We start from the raw sequence: 14,767 nt of genomic DNA on the forward strand, positions 1-14,767 counted from the left end.
CCCAACTGGTTCAGCCCAGCCGCCGTTTGAGGTAGTCGTCCATCTGCGCCAGTTGCAGGCCCAAGTCGTCCTGAAGGGCTTCGACCCGTTGGCGCAGGGCCGTGAGTTCCGCTTGACTGTTGGCATTCCCCGGCGGCAGGGCGCGGGTTTCGAGGGCACTCTTCTCCAGGGCAATTTTTTCCAGGGCACTGAGGCGCTGGTCGAGGTGGCTCTGAAGCTGGGCAAAGCGGCTGCTTTCCTGAGCGTCCAGGCTGGTGCGCAACTGCTCCATGTCGCGCAGCAGCCGGGCGCTGTCGGCTTCCGCCCGCAGCCGGGTCAGGCCCGCCCAGAAGTAGAAGACCAGCGCCGGAATCAGCATCAGCAAGAGCAGCAGCAAACCCATCGGCATGTTGCGGTAGGTGGCAAAGCCCAGGTACAGGGTATGGGGGTAGGTCAGAAAATCCGTGTTGAGGGCCGCCAGAACCCCCAGCAGCACCAGAAACAGAAGCAAAACGCCGAGGCGCAGGCCCATTCGCATGGTTCAGGCTAACAGATGGCCCGCTGAGGGGATGGCCCCACAATGGAGGGCGTAGACAAGTCCGGGGTGTCCCGCTAGTGTGGACGCGTGCTTTCTCTTCAAAAAGCGTCCAACATCCTGGGGGCCTTCAGCGCCGAGCAGCCGGAGTGGGGTGTGCGTGCCCTCGCGGCGCATCTCGGCGTGCCCCGTGCCACAGCCCATGCTTATCTGGCAGGGCTGACCGAGGCGGGGTTCCTGCGCCGCACGCCGCACGGCAAGTACCGCCTGTCGTGGCACATTGCCGAGATGGGGGCGCAGCTCACGTCCTCGCTGCCCTGGTTTCAGGACGCCCGCTCGCTGCTGACGCGGCTGGCGCTGGAAGTGCGGGCGGTGGCCTTCCTGTGCATTCTGGAAGGCGAAGACGTGGTGGCCTGTATCCGTGACCGCCACCCCGACGCCGACATTGACCTGCCGCTGGACATTTACCTGCCGGCCACCGCCACCGCCAGCGGCAAACTGCTGTATGCCTACGCGGGCCTGAACCCCAAAGAATTTACGTCCTGCACGCAGAGCAGCATCACCACACAGGACGAATGGAAGACCGAAGTGGCGCGGGTGCGGCGGCTGGGCTACGCCTACTCCATCGAGGAATGGATTCCGGGGCAGTGCACGCTGGCCGTGCCTTACTCCCACGGCGGCAGCGTGGTCGCCAGCATCGGCGTGCAGATGAGCGCCCAGCGGTATCTGCGCGAGGAACGGCAGATTCGTTCGCGGGTGCTGGACATCGTGGGCGAGGAAGCGGAACTGGGCTGAGGCCTGCCGCCGAAAACAGCGTGGCGGCCCGGTGCCGAACGTGGCAACGTCAAAACGCCAGAAGCCTATCCACCTGCTTCTTGCCGCGCCAGATACGCCTCTCCTCGTGGCGTCAGCCGCAGCAGGTGCAGGGCAGGGGCGTTGGGTTCCCCGTCGGCGTTGCGGCATAGGCTTTTGAGGGCGCAGGGGCCGCAGGCGCAGTGACCTTCACCCTGCACGGCTTCCTGCACGTAGCCGCCCGCGTGCAGGGTTCTCAACATGCCTTCCAGAGCGCCCGGCGTGGTGCCCAGGTCGGCGGCGAGTTCGGCAGGCGTGCGCGGAGCCTGGGCCACCGCCCGCAGCACACCCGCCAGCGGCAGTGCGCTCATCCGAGCAGTCCCCGCGCCACTTGGTACACCACGAACGCCGTGACCCAGGCGATGCCGAGTTGATACACCACCGTCAGCCACGCGACCCGGCGACCATGTTCCTGCGCGATGGCTCCCACGGTCACGATGCAGGGCGTGTACAGCAGCACGAACACCAGGTAGCTCAGGCCCGACGCGGGGGTAAAGGCCTGCGCCAGGGCCGCCGCCAGTGGAGATTTCTGGTCGGCGCTGGTGTCGGCGCTGAGGCTGGGCAGGGCCAGCACGGTGGGCAGCGCCTCCACGCTGGTTTTCACGGCGTTCCAGGTGGCGACGGCGGCCCCCTGTATCCCGGCCCACAGGCCCAGCGGCGCGGGGTCGGCGGCCTGTTCGCCCAGGTAAATCTGACCCAGCGTGCCGACCACCACCTCCTTGGCGATGAAGCCGGGAATGAGTGCCCCCGTCGCCTGCCAGTCCCCGAAGCCCAGCGGCGTAAACACGGGCGACATGACCTGCGCGACCCGTCCGAACACGCTGTCTTGGGGGGCGACTTCGGCAAACTTCGCGCCGCCCACCGCCGGAAGCGCCAGCAGCAGCCACACGCCCGCCACCGTCGCCAGCACCGTCGTCCGGGCGCGGCGGGCAAAGCTGGCGGTGCGTCTCCAGGCATGTTTCCACAGCACCTTCCAGGACGGGAAACGGTAGGGCGGCAGTTCGAGCAGCACGCTGCTGCCTTCCGCCGGGTAGGACGTGCGGCGCAGCGCCCAGGCGAAGGCGAAGGCCACCAGCATGCCCAGCACGTACATTCCCCAGACCACCCAGCTTCCGGCCCTGGGAAACAGCGCGGCGGCAAAAATGACGTACACGGGCAGCCGCGCCGAGCAGCTCATGAAGGGCAGAATCATGCTGACCACCACCCGGTCGCTGCGCCGCTCCAGCGTGCGGGTGGCCCCCACCGCCGGAACATTGCAGCCGAAGCCCAGAATCAGCGGAATAAAGGCGCGTCCGTCCAGCCCCAGCGCCCGCATGTGCCTATCCATCAAAAAGGCGGCGCGGGCCATGTAGCCGCTGTCTTCCAGAAAACTCATGGCGAGATACAGCACCAGCAGCGTAGGCAGGAAGCTCAGCACCGTGCCCACCCCCGGAATGATGGCCCCCACCACCAGGTCACGCACCAGCGGCAACCCGGCGAAGGCGGCGGCGGCCCAGCCCGCCACGGTTTCTTGCAGCGGCCCGCCGATGAGGTCGACGAACGGCGAGGCCACATTGAAGGTCAGGCGAAAGACCAGCAGAACCAGAACCAGAAACAGCGGAATGCCCAGCCAGGGGTGCAGCGTCAGGCGGTCGAGCCGCTCGGAGAGGGTGCGGCGAAACTGCTGCTGCGGCACGGCGATTCGGGCAAGTTCTCCGGCGCGGGCATAGCGGGCCTCGGCAATGTCGATCAGGGCGTCGCTGCCCTGTTCGCCCAGCCGCGTGAGCCAGCCGTCGGCCCGCTCTATCAGCGCGGCGTGTCCGGTGGCACTCAGGCGGCCCCGCACGCTGGGGTCACCTTCCAGCAACGCCAATGCCAGATAACGGTGCGCGTGCGGTGGCAACGTAGGCTGGCCCGCCATCTGTTCACACAGGTCGGACACTGCCTGCTCGATGGGCCGGGGGTAGCGCACGCCGTTGCCGAGGGTGGCATGGTCGAGGGCGGTGCTCAGCACGTTCTGGGTGCCCCGGCTGCGGTTGGCGACGGTTTCGGTGACTGGAACTCCCAGCGCCCGTGATAGGGCGGCGGCGTCTACCGTCAGCCCTTTTTCCTGCGCCTCGTCCACCAGATTCAGTGTGACGGCGAGCGGCACCTCGAAGTCCAGCAGTTGCAGCGTCAGGTACAGGTTGCGCTCCAGATTTCCGGCGTCCAGCACGTTGAGCATCACGTCGGGCGCTTCGTCGAGCAGGGCGGTGCGCGTGACCAATTCCTCGGGTGTGTGCGGGCTGAGCGAGTACGCGCCGGGTAGGTCGAGCAGGTGCAGCGTGCGCCCCGCCAGTTGCAGCCGGGCCTCGCGCTTTTCGACGGTGACGCCCGCCCAGTTGCCGACCTTGAGGTTGGTGCCCGCCAAGGCGTTGATGAGGGTGGTTTTGCCCGTGTTGGGGTTGCCGACGACCACAATGCGCGGTTCGCGGGCCTCACGCAGCCGCTCAACGGTCAGGCGGCAGACCTGTTCGTCGGGCAACCGGGGTTCGGGCAGCGGCATTTCGGGAAAGGGAGCGGTGGTCATTGGCGCACCCGAATGCCGCTCAGGTCGGCGCGGCGCAGCGCGAGGTCACTTTGGCCCACCCGCAACTCGACCGGGTCGCCCAGCGGCGCAAACCGCACGACTTCGACCCTGGCCCCGCGCACGAAGCCCAGTTCGAGCAGGCGGCGGCGCAGGGGATGCGCCCGGTCGAGCGAAACGATGTGGGCCGCTTCGCCGGGGCGCAATTGGTCAAGGGGGCGTTCTTCCATACCCGAGTACATTACTCGGATTTAGCGGAAGGGCAAGGGGCAAGCGGGCAGGGGTGGCCCAAGTGTCTAAGCATCTGGGGCGAAAAACGGTGTTTAGGAGCGTCAGCATCCCGTTGTCACGCTTTGCCGCCGAGAGTCACTTCAAGCCTTTCAACCCTCTCCCAAATCCAGTGTAAAGGGCTGCTGCAACCCCGCTTCGGCAGCGGCGCGGGCCGCGTCCGGGGCAAAATTCAGCGCCAGCACCGCCCGGTAGGTGCGCTGGGCCAGCTCGCGTTCGCCCTGGGCATCGCGCACCTGTCCCAGCCTCGCCAACACCAGTCCCGCCAGCGAACGGGGGTGCTCGTTCGGGAGGGCGTGGGCGGCCTGTTCCAGCAGGGTTCGGGCGTCGTCCAAGTGCCCCGCTGCGAAATAGATGTGGGCGGCAGCGGCCCGCAGTTCGGCGGCGGGGGTCACGGCGTCCCCCTCCTCGCGCTGCAAGGCGGCGAGCAGGGCGCTGAGGTCGTCGTCCTCGCGCAGTTGCCAGGCCCGGTCAGCCAGGGCACGCAGGCGGCTGGCTTCGCCGGGGGTGGGCAGCGTGGCGGGCAGGGCGGCGTGCGGCAACCGCTCCAGCAGCGGGGTCATGTCGTCCAGCGCGACGATGGCCGCGCCCACACAGCCTTGCAACCGCTCGACCAGGTCGTTCAGCTGCCGCTCACGCCAGCGGGTGCCGGGGCCTTCGTCCAGCGCGGCGCGGGTGGCGGCGTGGTAGGTCTGGGCGGCCTCGCGCAGTGGCCCCAGCACACTCTGCGGGGTCAGTGGGGCGCTGAGGTGCTGGCGAAATTCGGCCTCGGCGCGGGCCGCCTGCGACAGCCGTTCACGGCCCTGGGGGTAGAGCTTCAGAAATTCCAGCAGTTGCCCGTGTTCTTCGTCGGCCCAGGCCCAGTCGGGGGCGTCTAGCTCCTGCACGGTGAACCCGGCAGCGGGTAGGGCGTCACGCAGCGGGTGCTCGGGGTCGTGGCCCGAGGCCCACCAGACCGTTTGCGGGCGCAACTCGCTCAGCCACTCGGTCACGGTGGCGGCGTTGTAGTGGGGCTGAAGCCGCAGCAGGTCGCCCAGGTCGGGAAGGAGCAGCAGCGGGGCAGTCATGCGGGCCAGTCTACAGGGCAGGCGGGGGCCGGGAATTTTGTGGTCGGCTATACTTCGCGCCGTGTCCTGGATGACCCTCGTTGCCGCCGCCACCCTGAGTTTTTCCGACCCGGCGGGGGACGCGCACGGCGACGGCGGCTATGTGTTGCCGCTGCGTCCGGCGGTGTCGGCAGAGGCGCTCGACCTGCGCTCCTTCAAGGTGGAAGTGGAGGGCCCCACCACCCGCCTGACCGTGGATTTCGGCGGGCACCAGAACCCCTGGAGGTTGCCGAGCGGCTTCTCGGCGGGCGTGACCGACATCTTCATCAAGACCGATGCGGGCGGCGAACGCGACTTGAAGGGTCTGGGCCTACGCACGGCGGGCAGTGACGGGTGGCAGTACCACATTCAGGTGGACGGAGCGCGGCCCCTGCTGGAACAGGTGCTGGGCAGCCAGCGCCGCACGCTGACGCCGCCAGAGGTCGAGATGAACGGCACGCGTCTGGTCATCGAAACCGACGAGCTTCCTACGGGCAAGCACGCCTATTGGGTCACCAGCAGTGTCTACACTCCGCTGAGTCCCGACGGGCGAATGCGGCCCGACCCGTCGCCCAACGCCAGTGGCCTGCAAGCCCTGGGCGAGGGGCGGCCCGTCCCGGTGGATGTGCTGGCGGCCCCCGGCGACCGCCGCGCCTACACGAACGGCACGCTGGCGGCGGTGGGCCAGACCCGCGACTGGCGGCTGGCGACCCTGATGGCCCTGGGAGCGTTGGGACTGCTCCTGACGGGCCTGAGTGTGTGGCGCAGTTGGCGGCAGGGCGAATGAATGGTAGGCGGCCCGCTGTTTCCCCCGCCCTGCTCATCCTGGCGGCAGCGGTGCTGTGGGGACTGCTGGGCATTCTGGGCAAGCAGGCTCAGCAGGCGGGCGTGGGGCCACTGGAAGTCGCCTTCTGGCGGGCCGCCCTGGCCGGGGGACTGTTTGCCCTCCACGCCCTGCTGACCCGCGCCGCCTTTCCCAAGGGACGTGACCTTTTGATAACGGTGCTGTTCGGGCTGGTGGGCGTGAGCGTGTTTTACGCGGCGTACCAACTGGCCGTGCGGGCAGGTGGAGCCAGTCTCGCCAGCGTGCTGCTCTACACTTCGCCTGCCTTCGTCGCCCTGATGGGCTGGGCCTTCCTGCGCGAGCGTCTCGGCCCGCGTGAACTCTTGGCGGTGGGCGGCACCCTCGGCGGTATTGCCCTGATTAGCCTCGGCGGGGGCCAGGGCGTCACCGTGACCCCGCTGGCACTGCTGTGGGGGCTGCTGTCCGGGTTTACATACAGTCTGTACTACCTGTATGGCAAGGCATTTTTCGGGCGCTACTCGCCTGCCGCCCTGTTCGCGGTGGCGTTGCCCGTGGGCGCGGCAGGACTCCTGCCCTTCGTTCAGTTTGCCCCCAAAACCGACGGCGCGTGGCTCAGCCTGGGCGGGCTGGCGCTGCTGTGTACCTACCTGGCTTATCTGGCCTACAGCGTGGGCCTGCGCTCCCTGCCCGCGACCCGCGCCAGCGTGATTGCCAGTCTGGAACCCGTGGTGGCGGCGCTGCTGGCGGCGTGGCTTTTTGCTGAGCGCCTTTCCCCCCTCGCGCTGGCAGGGGCGGCGCTGGTGGTCGGAGCGGCCCTGCTGCTGGGCACGGCGTCGGAGGACGAAACGCACCCCGCAGCAGAATGACCGACGGGGGAGAGAGGCCTCTATCTGTGCTCAGCCCCCGTAGCTCTGTCGCAGCCGCCGCAGACCTTCGCGCCCGCCGATGCGCCTGGGGGGCAGGTCGTCCAGCCGCACGGCGCGGAGGCCGCGTTCGCTTAGGCCGCCCAGCAGCAGGTCAAGCAGTTCGGGCGTGACCTTTGGGCCGTCATGGAGCAGCACCACACTGCCCCCGCGTACTCGGCGCAGGGTGGCGGCGGCAAGCGTGGCGGCGTCCCCACCGGTCCAGTCGCGGCCCTCGGTGTCCCAGAGTGCCACTTCTCGTCCGGCGAGGTGGGCCAGCAACCGGGTCAGCGGACTGTGGCCCCCGTAGGGCGGGCGGTAGAGATGTCCGGCATCTGGGTTGGGGTGCCAGCGCACCTGCGCCCACTCCTGCCAGGGCGGCAGCAGCAGCGCGTGCCGGTGCCAGCGTCCGTGCGCTTCCAGTTGGTGTCCGGCGTCGCGTAGAGCCTGCAGTTCGGCAGGAAAGGCGCGGCAGGGCGGCTCCAAGACGAAGAAAGTGGCGCTCGCCCCGTGTTTTTCCAGCACCTTCAGCAGCTCGGGCGTGCGCTCCGAGGGACCGTCGTCGAAAGTCAGCGCCACGCGGTCACTTTCCGGCCCCGCGCCCAGTGCGCCCAGGCCAGCGGCGCGTCCCAGCAGGTCGGCCAATAGGGGTGCGCCCGCCAGTAACCCCAGCGTCCGGAACCGCCGTTTCAAGGTGTGTTGACCGCCTGTTCCGGCGAAGGTGTGTCCTGCACCGGGGCATCGAAAACGCGCCGCAGCAGCACATAGCCCAGGGTGGCGACCAGTGACAGCACGGCCCCCACCAGAAACGGCCCCGGCACGCCCAGAGTGCGGTAAGCGAAGGCCCCCAGCAGCGGCCCCAGCGCGTTACCGATGTTTTCCACCGTCATCAGCGTGCCCCAGGCGGCGGGGCGCTGAGACTCGGGGAGGCGCTGCGCGACCAGGGCGGCCCAGCCCGGCGCGATGAAGGCGTAGCCCAGGCCCAGCAGCGCCGCCAGGGGGTACAGCGCCCAGGTGGGCGGCGTGGTGGCGATCCCGCCCAGGCTGAGGGCCAGCAGCGCAAAGCCCAGCGTGACCGACCAGCGGGCCTGCCCCCCGTCGGCAAATTTGCCCGTCAGTGGCATGGTGCTGAAGGCCACCGCTCCGCCCAGGCCCAGCAGCGCCACCATGCCCCAGTACGACAGCCCCAGCGCCTTGTAGAGCGTGAACAGCAGCGGCCCCAGCAGCGTCATGGTCAGCGTCTGCAGGAAAGCCGCCGGAATCAGCGGGGCGAGGGCACGCAGCGCCAGCTTGACGCCCGCCGGTTTGCCCGTTTCGGGCGCGGTCTGGGCACGTAGGCGGGGCGGCAGCAACAGCGCGAGGGCCACCCCTGCCCCCAGCAGCGACAGACACAGGCCGAAGACCAGGCTGCGCGGCGAGTCGGCCAGTGCCCCCAGCGTCAGGAAACCGACCCCGACGATGGGCATCACGCTCATGGTGACGGCGGTCAGCACCCGTCCCTGGTGGCTGCTGCGGGCCGCATCCGCCGTGAGGCTCATCAGTGCGGGCCACATGGGGCTAAAGCCGATGCCGTGCAGCGCCGCCGCCAACAGCAGCAGCCAGCCGCTCTGGGCCACCGACAGCACGAAGAGCGCCAGCAGGCTCAGTACCGCGCCGAGCAGCACCACGGGGCGCAGGCCGAAGCGCAGCAGCGCGACTCCTGCTGGGCCACGTAGCGCCGTGTCCGCGATGAAGTGGGCGGTGTAGGCCGTCGAAGCCATAACCACCGCGTCCGCTTTGGGCAGGTGCAGCAGCTTTTCGGTGGCCTGCGGCAGATAGGCCCCGTACATGCCGCTGCGTACGAATTCGGCGCAGGCCAGCAGCAAGGCTCCGGCGGCCACCTGCCGCAAGGTGCCGGGCAGGAGGGGGAGGCGCTGTCTCAGTTCGGCGGTCATGGGCGTGCCTCCCGGTCTGTTACCCTGTCTCGGTGCCAGAGTTCTCGGTGATTCTTCCTGCCCGCAACGAAGCGGCCTACCTTCCGAGAACCTTGCAGGCGCTGGAACGTCAGACCCTCGCGCCCACCGAAGTCATCGTGGTGGACAACGACAGCCGCGACCAGACCGCCGACATCGCCCGCGCCTGGGGAGCGACGGTGCTGCCCTGCCCGGCGCGTGGTGTGGCACGGGCGCGGCAGCTCGGTCTGGAAGCGGCCCGCACCGACTGGATTGCCACCACCGACGCCGATTCTCACCCTGGCCCCGACTGGCTGGCGGCCTACGCTGCGGCGGTCACGCCGGGCCGCGTGGCGTTGTACGGCCCCATGCGCTTTTGGGGGGTAGGTGAACCCTGGGAAACGGCTTCGGGTCTGGTCTACAGCGCCTTTTTGCATGTCTGCCGCGTCGTGCAGCGTCCCAATCTGGCGGGTGGGAATATGGCGTACTCGCGCCGAGCCGCGCTGCTCGCCGGAGGTTATCCCGCCGTCGAAGCCTACGAGGACGTGATTCTGGGTCAGAACCTCGGACGCTTTGGCGAACTGGCCTACGTGCCGCAGGCGCTGGTCGAAACGAGTGCGCGGCGACTCGACCAGGGGGTCGTGCCCTTTGTGGTGCAGCACCTGCGAAATATTACTGGTCATACGCGGGGCTACTTTGGCGACGACCGCTTGCCGCCGGAAAACTGATTTCACGCGGCAGCCCCAGCACGCGGGCGTAAACCTCCAGCACCTGCTGCGCCACGCCCGTCGGGGTGGTGCGTCCACCAAATTCACGCGCCTGGGCCGAAAATTTGGCGTGGAGCGCCTTGTGGCCCAGCAACTCCCGGCTGTGACGAACCAGTCCAGCCACGTCGCCGGGCGGCACCAGATACCCGCTGTAGCCGCTCTGCACGCCTGTCAGGGTGCCGTGCGCGCCCACGGCGACCACCGGAACCCCCATCAGCTGGGCTTCTTGCAGCACCAACCCTTGCGTTTCGGTGTCGGAAGCGAACAAGAACAGTTCGGCCAGACGGTAATAAGCGCCGATTTCAGACCAGGGCCGCACGCCGACGAAGGTGACACGCTCCTGCACGCCCAGGCTGCGGGCATGGTCCTCGAGGTGGGCACGTTCCGGCCCCTCGCCCAGCACCACCAGATGCCCATCGGGAAGTTGCGCCAGCGCGTCCAGCACGAGGTCGAAGCGTTTTTCGCGGGCCAGTCGGCCCACCGTCAGCAGGCGGCGGCGTCCGGCGGGCCAGGGGTCGGCAATCGGGGGAGCGGCTTCCAGCACACGGGGGTCGATGCTGGTCGGAATCACCACGGCGTCCTCGATTCCAGCCTGCCGCAGCGTGTCGAGCGTGCCTGCAGTCGGCGTAATCACGGCGTCGGCCTCGCCATAGAGCCGCCCGACCACCTTCGGCATGAAGTGGACGGTCCGGTTCAGTTGCGTCAGGCCCGGCACATAGTGGGTGTACGCCTCCAGATGGGTGTGATAGGTCGCCACATGGGGCACCTTCCACTTGCGGGCCAGCCGCGCTCCGGCCAGACCGAGGGTCAGCGGGGTGTGGGTATGCACTACGTCGTACTGCAACTCGAACATCTTGCGGGTAGGCCAGGCCAGCCGGTAGGTGGGCAGCAGGGGATAGCGCACGCTGGGAACGCGCCGCACGTCGCTGCGTCCGTCGAGGTGTTCGGGAAACAGGGGAGCCACCACATCCACATGATGTCCGCGTGCCCTCAACTCGTCGCTCAAGAGGCACACACTGGTCACGATGCCGTTCTGGTCGGGCAGGAACGTATCGGTAAAAAGACCGATTCTGAGTGGCTTCATGAGGGTACGCCCTGGGTCCGGTTCGAGGAAACCTGAAGCATCTGCCAGGAGAATACGACGAAAGAAGATGAGAGGTCGTCTTACACAGTCTATTTATAAAATTTTATATGACAAACTTGTGTCCAATCATGCCATACTTTTCTCATGCCCTCCCCCCTGCTCCAAGCCGGAGCATTCCAAGCCCTCCACAGCGGCGATCCCAGCCAACCCAACCTCGGCGTCACCTTGCCCCTAGAAACCCCAGATCAGCTTCGCCAGCTTCTCAGTCGGGGCGACATCACTCCCGTCACCCTGCTCTGCCCCCCGACGTTTGCCCAAACTTGCCCCGCCGAGCTCTGGGCCGCCACCCGGCAGGGCCACGAAATCGCAGGCTCGGGCCATCCCGACCACATCGGCCTCCTCAGCACTTGCGCTGGGCAGCCCGTTCGCTTCTGGTACCTTCCCGAACCCAGGAGGGAAGACCTGAAACTTCTCGGGAGCTGGCATATCCGCCTCCTGCCCACCCCGCAGAAAACCGAACCTGGGGCCATCGTGCAAACTTCTCTGGCACAGGCCCCGGCCCAACTGCAAAACTGGCGTGTGCGCGGCTACTGTCCGCAACCGGTCGGGCAACTCCCCGGTCTGCGCTCCGTCACACTCGCTGACCTGGGCCAGCACGTGTACACCCGACTGGTCGAGGAGCCCTTTGCCCGAAAGAACAGAGTCATTGACCTGACCGAACGGGCCGACGCCCTGCTGCGTGTCGCTCCACTCGACCATGCTCCGGCTCCCTTGCCCTTGCCGACAAACACTCCTACCGCCGAACTGCACCTGCATTCGCCCCGGCTGGTGGGGCTGGCCTCGAAAAATGCGCTTACCACTTACCGCGCCTGTGTTCGCAGTCTCTACGACGTGGGAGAAGCCCTTCAGACCCGCCCCGAGCTGGCAGAGGCCCAGGCCGTTTTCGCGGTCAGCCTTCTGTCGGGTCTCCTTGAAAAGGCGGGCTTCACCCTGCTCGACCTTCCGCCGCGGCAGGCCCGCTGGTATGGGCTGGGCTTTCGCCTGCTGCGGGTGGCTTACGGCACGTTGCAAACGCCCAGCAACAGCTTGCCGCGCATGGCCTGGATGGAGCGCGAGGCGTTTCTGGCACGCTACGGCAAGCAAGGGCTCAGCCCGGCAGGGTGAAGGTCAGGGTGGTGCCCTGCCCCGGTTGACTGTCCACCTTCAGCTGACCGCCCGCCAGCGCCACCCGCTCCCGCAGTCCCATGAGGCCGAGGTGCCCCGCCCGCGCCCGCAGCTCGGCCTCGGCTTCACTGAACCCACGTCCGTCGTCGCTGATGTCAACCTGCAAGAGGCTGTCCAGAAACGTGATGCGGATGGCGGCGCTGTGGGCCTGGGCGTGTTTGTCCACGTTGCTGAGAGCTTCCTGGGCCAGCCGGAACACCGTCAGTTCGACGGCGGGGGGCAGGCGCCGCTCGGGGCCGCTGACTTCCAGTCGCGTCTGGGTCTGGGCCTGTCCCGCCAGCCACTCCAGAGCGGGCAGCAAACCGAGGTCGTCCAGCACCGAGGGCCGCAGGTTGCGGGCAAAGCGGCGCACACTCTCGATGGCGGCGTTGAGGTCACTCAGGATGTCGTCGGCCCGCGCCCGCTGCTCGCCGCCGAGTTCGCGGGCCAGTCGGGAGACGCGCCGGGTGGTCGCCGTCAGCACCTGCGCGGTGTCGTCGTGCAGCTCGCGGCTGATGCGCCGCCTTTCTTCTTCCTGCGCCTGCGTAAAAAGGCCCAGGTAAGCCCGCAGCTCGACCGTGCGGTGGGTCGCCGCCGCCAGCGCCTGTCCGCGCCGCTTGATTTCTTCGGCCAGAGTCTGCAACTCGGAGAGGTCGCGGGCCACCATCAGCACCCCGTCGGCGGTGGCGCTGCTGCCAGCGACTGCGCTCAGCCGCGCTTCAAGATGATGCCCGGCAACGAGGAGGTCGGCCCGTCCGCCCGCCGGGTCTTGCAACGCCGCTTGCCAGGCCAGGCGCATGGCGTCCCGGCTGCCGGGGTCGGGCAGATGCAGCAGCGCCGCGCCCACCAGTGGCCCGGTAAAGGGTTCGAGCAATCGGCGGGCAGCGGGGTTGGCATAGGTCACGGTGCCGCCCCGGTCCGCACTCACAATCAGGTCGTGCGCTCCCTCGGTGAGCTGGCGGTAGCGGGCCTCTTCGCGCCGCAGCGCCGACAGCAGCCGCTCACGGGTCAGCATCAGCGCCAGTTGGTCGGCCACCGAGCGCGCCAATCCCAGCACCCGGTCGCTCGGCGGGTCGGTGTCCGGGTCGTCGGCGTACAGGAAACCCAGCACTTCCTGCCCGTCCTCTCCACCGACCAGCGGCACAATCAGGGCGCTGCCCGCCACCGGCAGACAGACCCGCCGGGTCAGCGCCCTCGGCCCGCGCCCGAGTTGCCCGGCCAGCGAGGCGAGGTCGTCGGCGCTCGGTGGATGCAGGTTGTAGGGAAAGGCCCGCGACTGGCCCTCTGCCGTCAGCACCAGCAGGCCGCGCCCGGCGTTGAGGGCCAACGTGACCAGCCGCACGGCTTCGTTTAGCGCCCGGTCACTCTGGTCTTCACCGAGAAGCCGCCCCAGGCCCAGCAGCACGGCGGCTTCCCGCTCGCGCCGCAGTTCTTCCTCATACAGCCGGGCATTTTCGATGGCGAGGCTCGCCTGAGCTGCAAAGACGCTCGCCAGCGCCAGGTCGTCGTCGTCCAGCGGCAGTTCGGCATGCCAGTACAGCGTCAGAATCCCGAAAATGCCGCCACGGGTCAGCAGCGGCAAACTCAGCACGCCCCGGTAGGGGTACTCGCCGCGTGCCAGCAGACCCCGCGTGTAGCGGCTGCCTCCGCCCAGCCCCTCACGCGGCAGGTCGCGGGCGAAAGCGGCACTGCGACGCTCGGCGGCCAGTCCGGTCACGCCCGCGCCCACCTTGGCCCGCACCCGCAGGACATATTCGCCGCTCAGCCCCAGCGCCGACGTGATTTTGAGGGTTCGTCCGTCGGGCTGCTGTTCGTACACGGCGGCGGCGTCCACCCTGAAGAGCGACTGTGCCCCCTCCAGCACGCGCAGCAGCGTGTCCGAGAGATGCAAGCTGCTCGCCAGAACCGCCCCCGCTTCCCGCAGCGCCTCGGCGGCCTCGCGCTTGCGGGTTTCGGTGGCGTACAGCCGGGCGTTGTCCATCGCCAGACTCGCCTGCTCGGCCAGGGCCAGCACCAGCCGGGCGTCGTCCTCGCTGGCCGCCGCGCCGGGCCTGAGGGTGTCCACGTACAGCAGTCCCAGTGGCCGCCCACGTGCTTGCAAGGGTGCGATGACTGCCGCTTCGGGCGCAAGCTCGCGCAGGCTCTGACCCAGCGGGGTGTGTTCGTCGCGCCCGCGCTCGAAACGGATGGTCTCGCCCCGGCGCACCAGCGTCTCGAAAGTGACTGGCCCCACGCCGATGCTGCCGCCGAACGGCTCATCGAAACCGTAGGTAAAGACCTCGCCCGTGCGGGCTTCCTGCTCGCCGTACTCGCTGAACAGGCCCGCGAACGCCCTTGAAAAGTCGAGGGCCTGGGCCGCGCTCTCGGCGGTGCCGCGCAGCACCACCCCCAGGTCGAGACTGCCGCCCAGCCGCCGCACCAGCCGCTCCACCGTCTCGGCGATGCGGCCCCGGCCCCGCCGCGCTTCCCGCGCCTGTACGCCCTCCAGGGCCAGTCCCAGCAGCGGTGCGAGTTCGTTCAGGGCCTGCTCGCCCTCCGTGCCCGCGCCGACCAGTTCCAGCACGCCACACCCGAAGGGGAGGGCACTCAGCATGCCGCCCCGCAGGGGGCTACCGCCTGCCAGGGCCCGCTGCGCCAGGGTGCCGTCGCTCAGCGCCAGACCGCCGCCCACACAGCCCACTTCTTCAAGGCGGCCCTGCTGCATGGCCCACACCCTGACCCCGTGCGCCCCGGCCCGCTCGCAGGCGTAGGCCGCCAGCAGGCTTCCGAAGGCGGGAACCGTGCCCGCTTG

14 protein-coding genes are annotated in these 14,767 nt (G+C 68.6%); 5 read left to right on the top strand and 9 right to left on the bottom strand.

Features of this window, described 5'->3' with window-relative positions; translation table 11 throughout:
- Positions 1-10 precede the first annotated feature (10 nt).
- Entirely contained in the window at positions 11-517 is a 507-nt protein-coding gene (locus Q4C89_RS02975; protein ID WP_303101118.1) for a LapA family protein, read from the bottom strand.
- An 87-nt stretch (positions 518-604) separates the two neighbouring features.
- Between Q4C89_RS02975 and Q4C89_RS02980 the strand changes: the two genes are divergently transcribed.
- Entirely contained in the window at positions 605-1,309 is a 705-nt protein-coding gene (locus tag Q4C89_RS02980; protein WP_303101119.1) for an IclR family transcriptional regulator, read from the top strand.
- A gap of 65 nt (positions 1,310-1,374) precedes the next feature.
- On the opposite strand, the gene Q4C89_RS02985 is transcribed toward Q4C89_RS02980, so the two are convergent.
- From Q4C89_RS02985 to Q4C89_RS03000, 4 genes are all read right to left on the bottom strand, one after another.
- Positions 1,375-1,677, bottom strand: coding sequence for a helix-turn-helix domain-containing protein (locus Q4C89_RS02985; protein WP_303101120.1), 303 nt, complete (start codon positions 1,675-1,677; stop codon positions 1,375-1,377).
- A complete protein-coding gene (gene feoB / locus Q4C89_RS02990) occupies positions 1,674-3,914 on the bottom strand; it encodes a ferrous iron transport protein B (RefSeq protein WP_303101121.1) in 2,241 nt (746 codons plus the stop codon). The genes Q4C89_RS02985 and feoB overlap by 4 nt, the downstream gene beginning before the upstream one ends.
- A complete protein-coding gene (locus Q4C89_RS02995) occupies positions 3,911-4,141 on the bottom strand; it encodes a ferrous iron transport protein A (RefSeq protein WP_303101122.1) in 231 nt (76 codons plus the stop codon). The genes feoB and Q4C89_RS02995 overlap by 4 nt, the downstream gene beginning before the upstream one ends.
- A 150-nt stretch (positions 4,142-4,291) precedes the next feature.
- The gene (locus tag Q4C89_RS03000) at positions 4,292-5,266 is read right to left on the bottom strand and encodes a hypothetical protein (protein ID WP_303101123.1); all 975 of its coding nucleotides are present in this window, start codon (positions 5,264-5,266) and stop codon (positions 4,292-4,294) included.
- 70 nt (positions 5,267-5,336) lie between these two features.
- Here Q4C89_RS03000 and Q4C89_RS03005 point away from each other — a divergent pair, with 70 nt between their 5' ends.
- Both Q4C89_RS03005 and Q4C89_RS03010 read left to right on the top strand, forming a co-directional pair.
- Positions 5,337-6,071 (top strand): glucodextranase DOMON-like domain-containing protein, encoded by a 735-nt coding sequence (locus Q4C89_RS03005; RefSeq protein WP_303101156.1) that lies wholly within the window; start codon positions 5,337-5,339, stop codon positions 6,069-6,071.
- Positions 6,068-6,955, top strand: coding sequence for a DMT family transporter (locus tag Q4C89_RS03010; RefSeq protein WP_303101124.1), 888 nt, complete (start codon positions 6,068-6,070; stop codon positions 6,953-6,955). Before Q4C89_RS03005 ends, Q4C89_RS03010 begins: the two co-directional genes overlap by 4 nt.
- A gap of 30 nt (positions 6,956-6,985) precedes the next feature.
- On the opposite strand, the gene Q4C89_RS03015 is transcribed toward Q4C89_RS03010, so the two are convergent.
- Both Q4C89_RS03015 and Q4C89_RS03020 read right to left on the bottom strand, forming a co-directional pair.
- On the bottom strand, positions 6,986-7,684 hold the full coding sequence (locus Q4C89_RS03015) for a polysaccharide deacetylase family protein (RefSeq protein WP_303101125.1): 699 nt from the start codon (positions 7,682-7,684) through the stop codon (positions 6,986-6,988).
- The gene (locus Q4C89_RS03020) at positions 7,681-8,925 is read right to left on the bottom strand and encodes an MFS transporter (protein WP_303101126.1); all 1,245 of its coding nucleotides are present in this window, start codon (positions 8,923-8,925) and stop codon (positions 7,681-7,683) included. Before Q4C89_RS03020 ends, Q4C89_RS03015 begins: the two co-directional genes overlap by 4 nt.
- A 32-nt stretch (positions 8,926-8,957) precedes the next feature.
- Between Q4C89_RS03020 and Q4C89_RS03025 the strand changes: the two genes are divergently transcribed.
- The gene (locus tag Q4C89_RS03025) at positions 8,958-9,650 is read left to right on the top strand and encodes a glycosyltransferase family 2 protein (RefSeq protein ID WP_303101127.1); all 693 of its coding nucleotides are present in this window, start codon (positions 8,958-8,960) and stop codon (positions 9,648-9,650) included.
- On the opposite strand, the gene Q4C89_RS03030 is transcribed toward Q4C89_RS03025, so the two are convergent.
- Positions 9,595-10,773 (bottom strand): glycosyltransferase family 4 protein, encoded by a 1,179-nt coding sequence (locus Q4C89_RS03030; RefSeq protein WP_303101128.1) that lies wholly within the window; start codon positions 10,771-10,773, stop codon positions 9,595-9,597. The two genes, Q4C89_RS03025 and Q4C89_RS03030, sit on opposite strands and share 56 nt — an antisense overlap.
- Before the next feature lie 144 nt (positions 10,774-10,917).
- Between Q4C89_RS03030 and Q4C89_RS03035 the strand changes: the two genes are divergently transcribed.
- Complete coding sequence (locus Q4C89_RS03035; protein ID WP_303101129.1) at positions 10,918-11,937, top strand: Sectered polysaccharide deacetylase; 1,020 nt, start codon at positions 10,918-10,920, stop codon at positions 11,935-11,937.
- Here the strand turns inward: Q4C89_RS03035 and Q4C89_RS03040 are convergent.
- On the bottom strand, positions 11,921-14,767 hold a 2,847-nt coding region (locus tag Q4C89_RS03040; protein WP_303101130.1), incomplete at its 5' end, for a GAF domain-containing protein. The genes Q4C89_RS03035 and Q4C89_RS03040 overlap by 17 nt on opposite strands.

Origin of the sequence: Deinococcus sp. (assembly GCF_030523985.1) — a bacterium.
In the GTDB taxonomy this organism is placed as follows: Bacteria; Deinococcota; Deinococci; order Deinococcales; family Deinococcaceae; genus Deinococcus.

Excerpts from the sequence above, each read along its gene's own strand:
- Q4C89_RS03030 (WP_303101128.1), bottom strand. The coding sequence starts at position 10,773 with ATGAAGCCACTCAGAATCGGTCTTTTTACCGATACGTTCCTGCCCGAC.
- Q4C89_RS03035 (WP_303101129.1), top strand. The coding sequence starts at position 10,918 with ATGCCCTCCCCCCTGCTCCAAGCCGGAGCATTCCAAGCCCTCCACAGC.
- Q4C89_RS03010 (WP_303101124.1), top strand. The coding sequence starts at position 6,068 with ATGAATGGTAGGCGGCCCGCTGTTTCCCCCGCCCTGCTCATCCTGGCG.
- Q4C89_RS02995 (WP_303101122.1), bottom strand. The coding sequence starts at position 4,141 with ATGGAAGAACGCCCCCTTGACCAATTGCGCCCCGGCGAAGCGGCCCAC.
- Q4C89_RS03020 (WP_303101126.1), bottom strand. The coding sequence starts at position 8,925 with ATGACCGCCGAACTGAGACAGCGCCTCCCCCTCCTGCCCGGCACCTTG.
- feoB (WP_303101121.1), bottom strand. The coding sequence starts at position 3,914 with ATGACCACCGCTCCCTTTCCCGAAATGCCGCTGCCCGAACCCCGGTTG.
- Q4C89_RS02975 (WP_303101118.1), bottom strand. The coding sequence starts at position 517 with ATGCGAATGGGCCTGCGCCTCGGCGTTTTGCTTCTGTTTCTGGTGCTG.
- Q4C89_RS03000 (WP_303101123.1), bottom strand. The coding sequence starts at position 5,266 with ATGACTGCCCCGCTGCTGCTCCTTCCCGACCTGGGCGACCTGCTGCGG.
- Q4C89_RS02985 (WP_303101120.1), bottom strand. The coding sequence starts at position 1,677 with ATGAGCGCACTGCCGCTGGCGGGTGTGCTGCGGGCGGTGGCCCAGGCT.
- Q4C89_RS03005 (WP_303101156.1), top strand. The coding sequence starts at position 5,337 with ATGACCCTCGTTGCCGCCGCCACCCTGAGTTTTTCCGACCCGGCGGGG.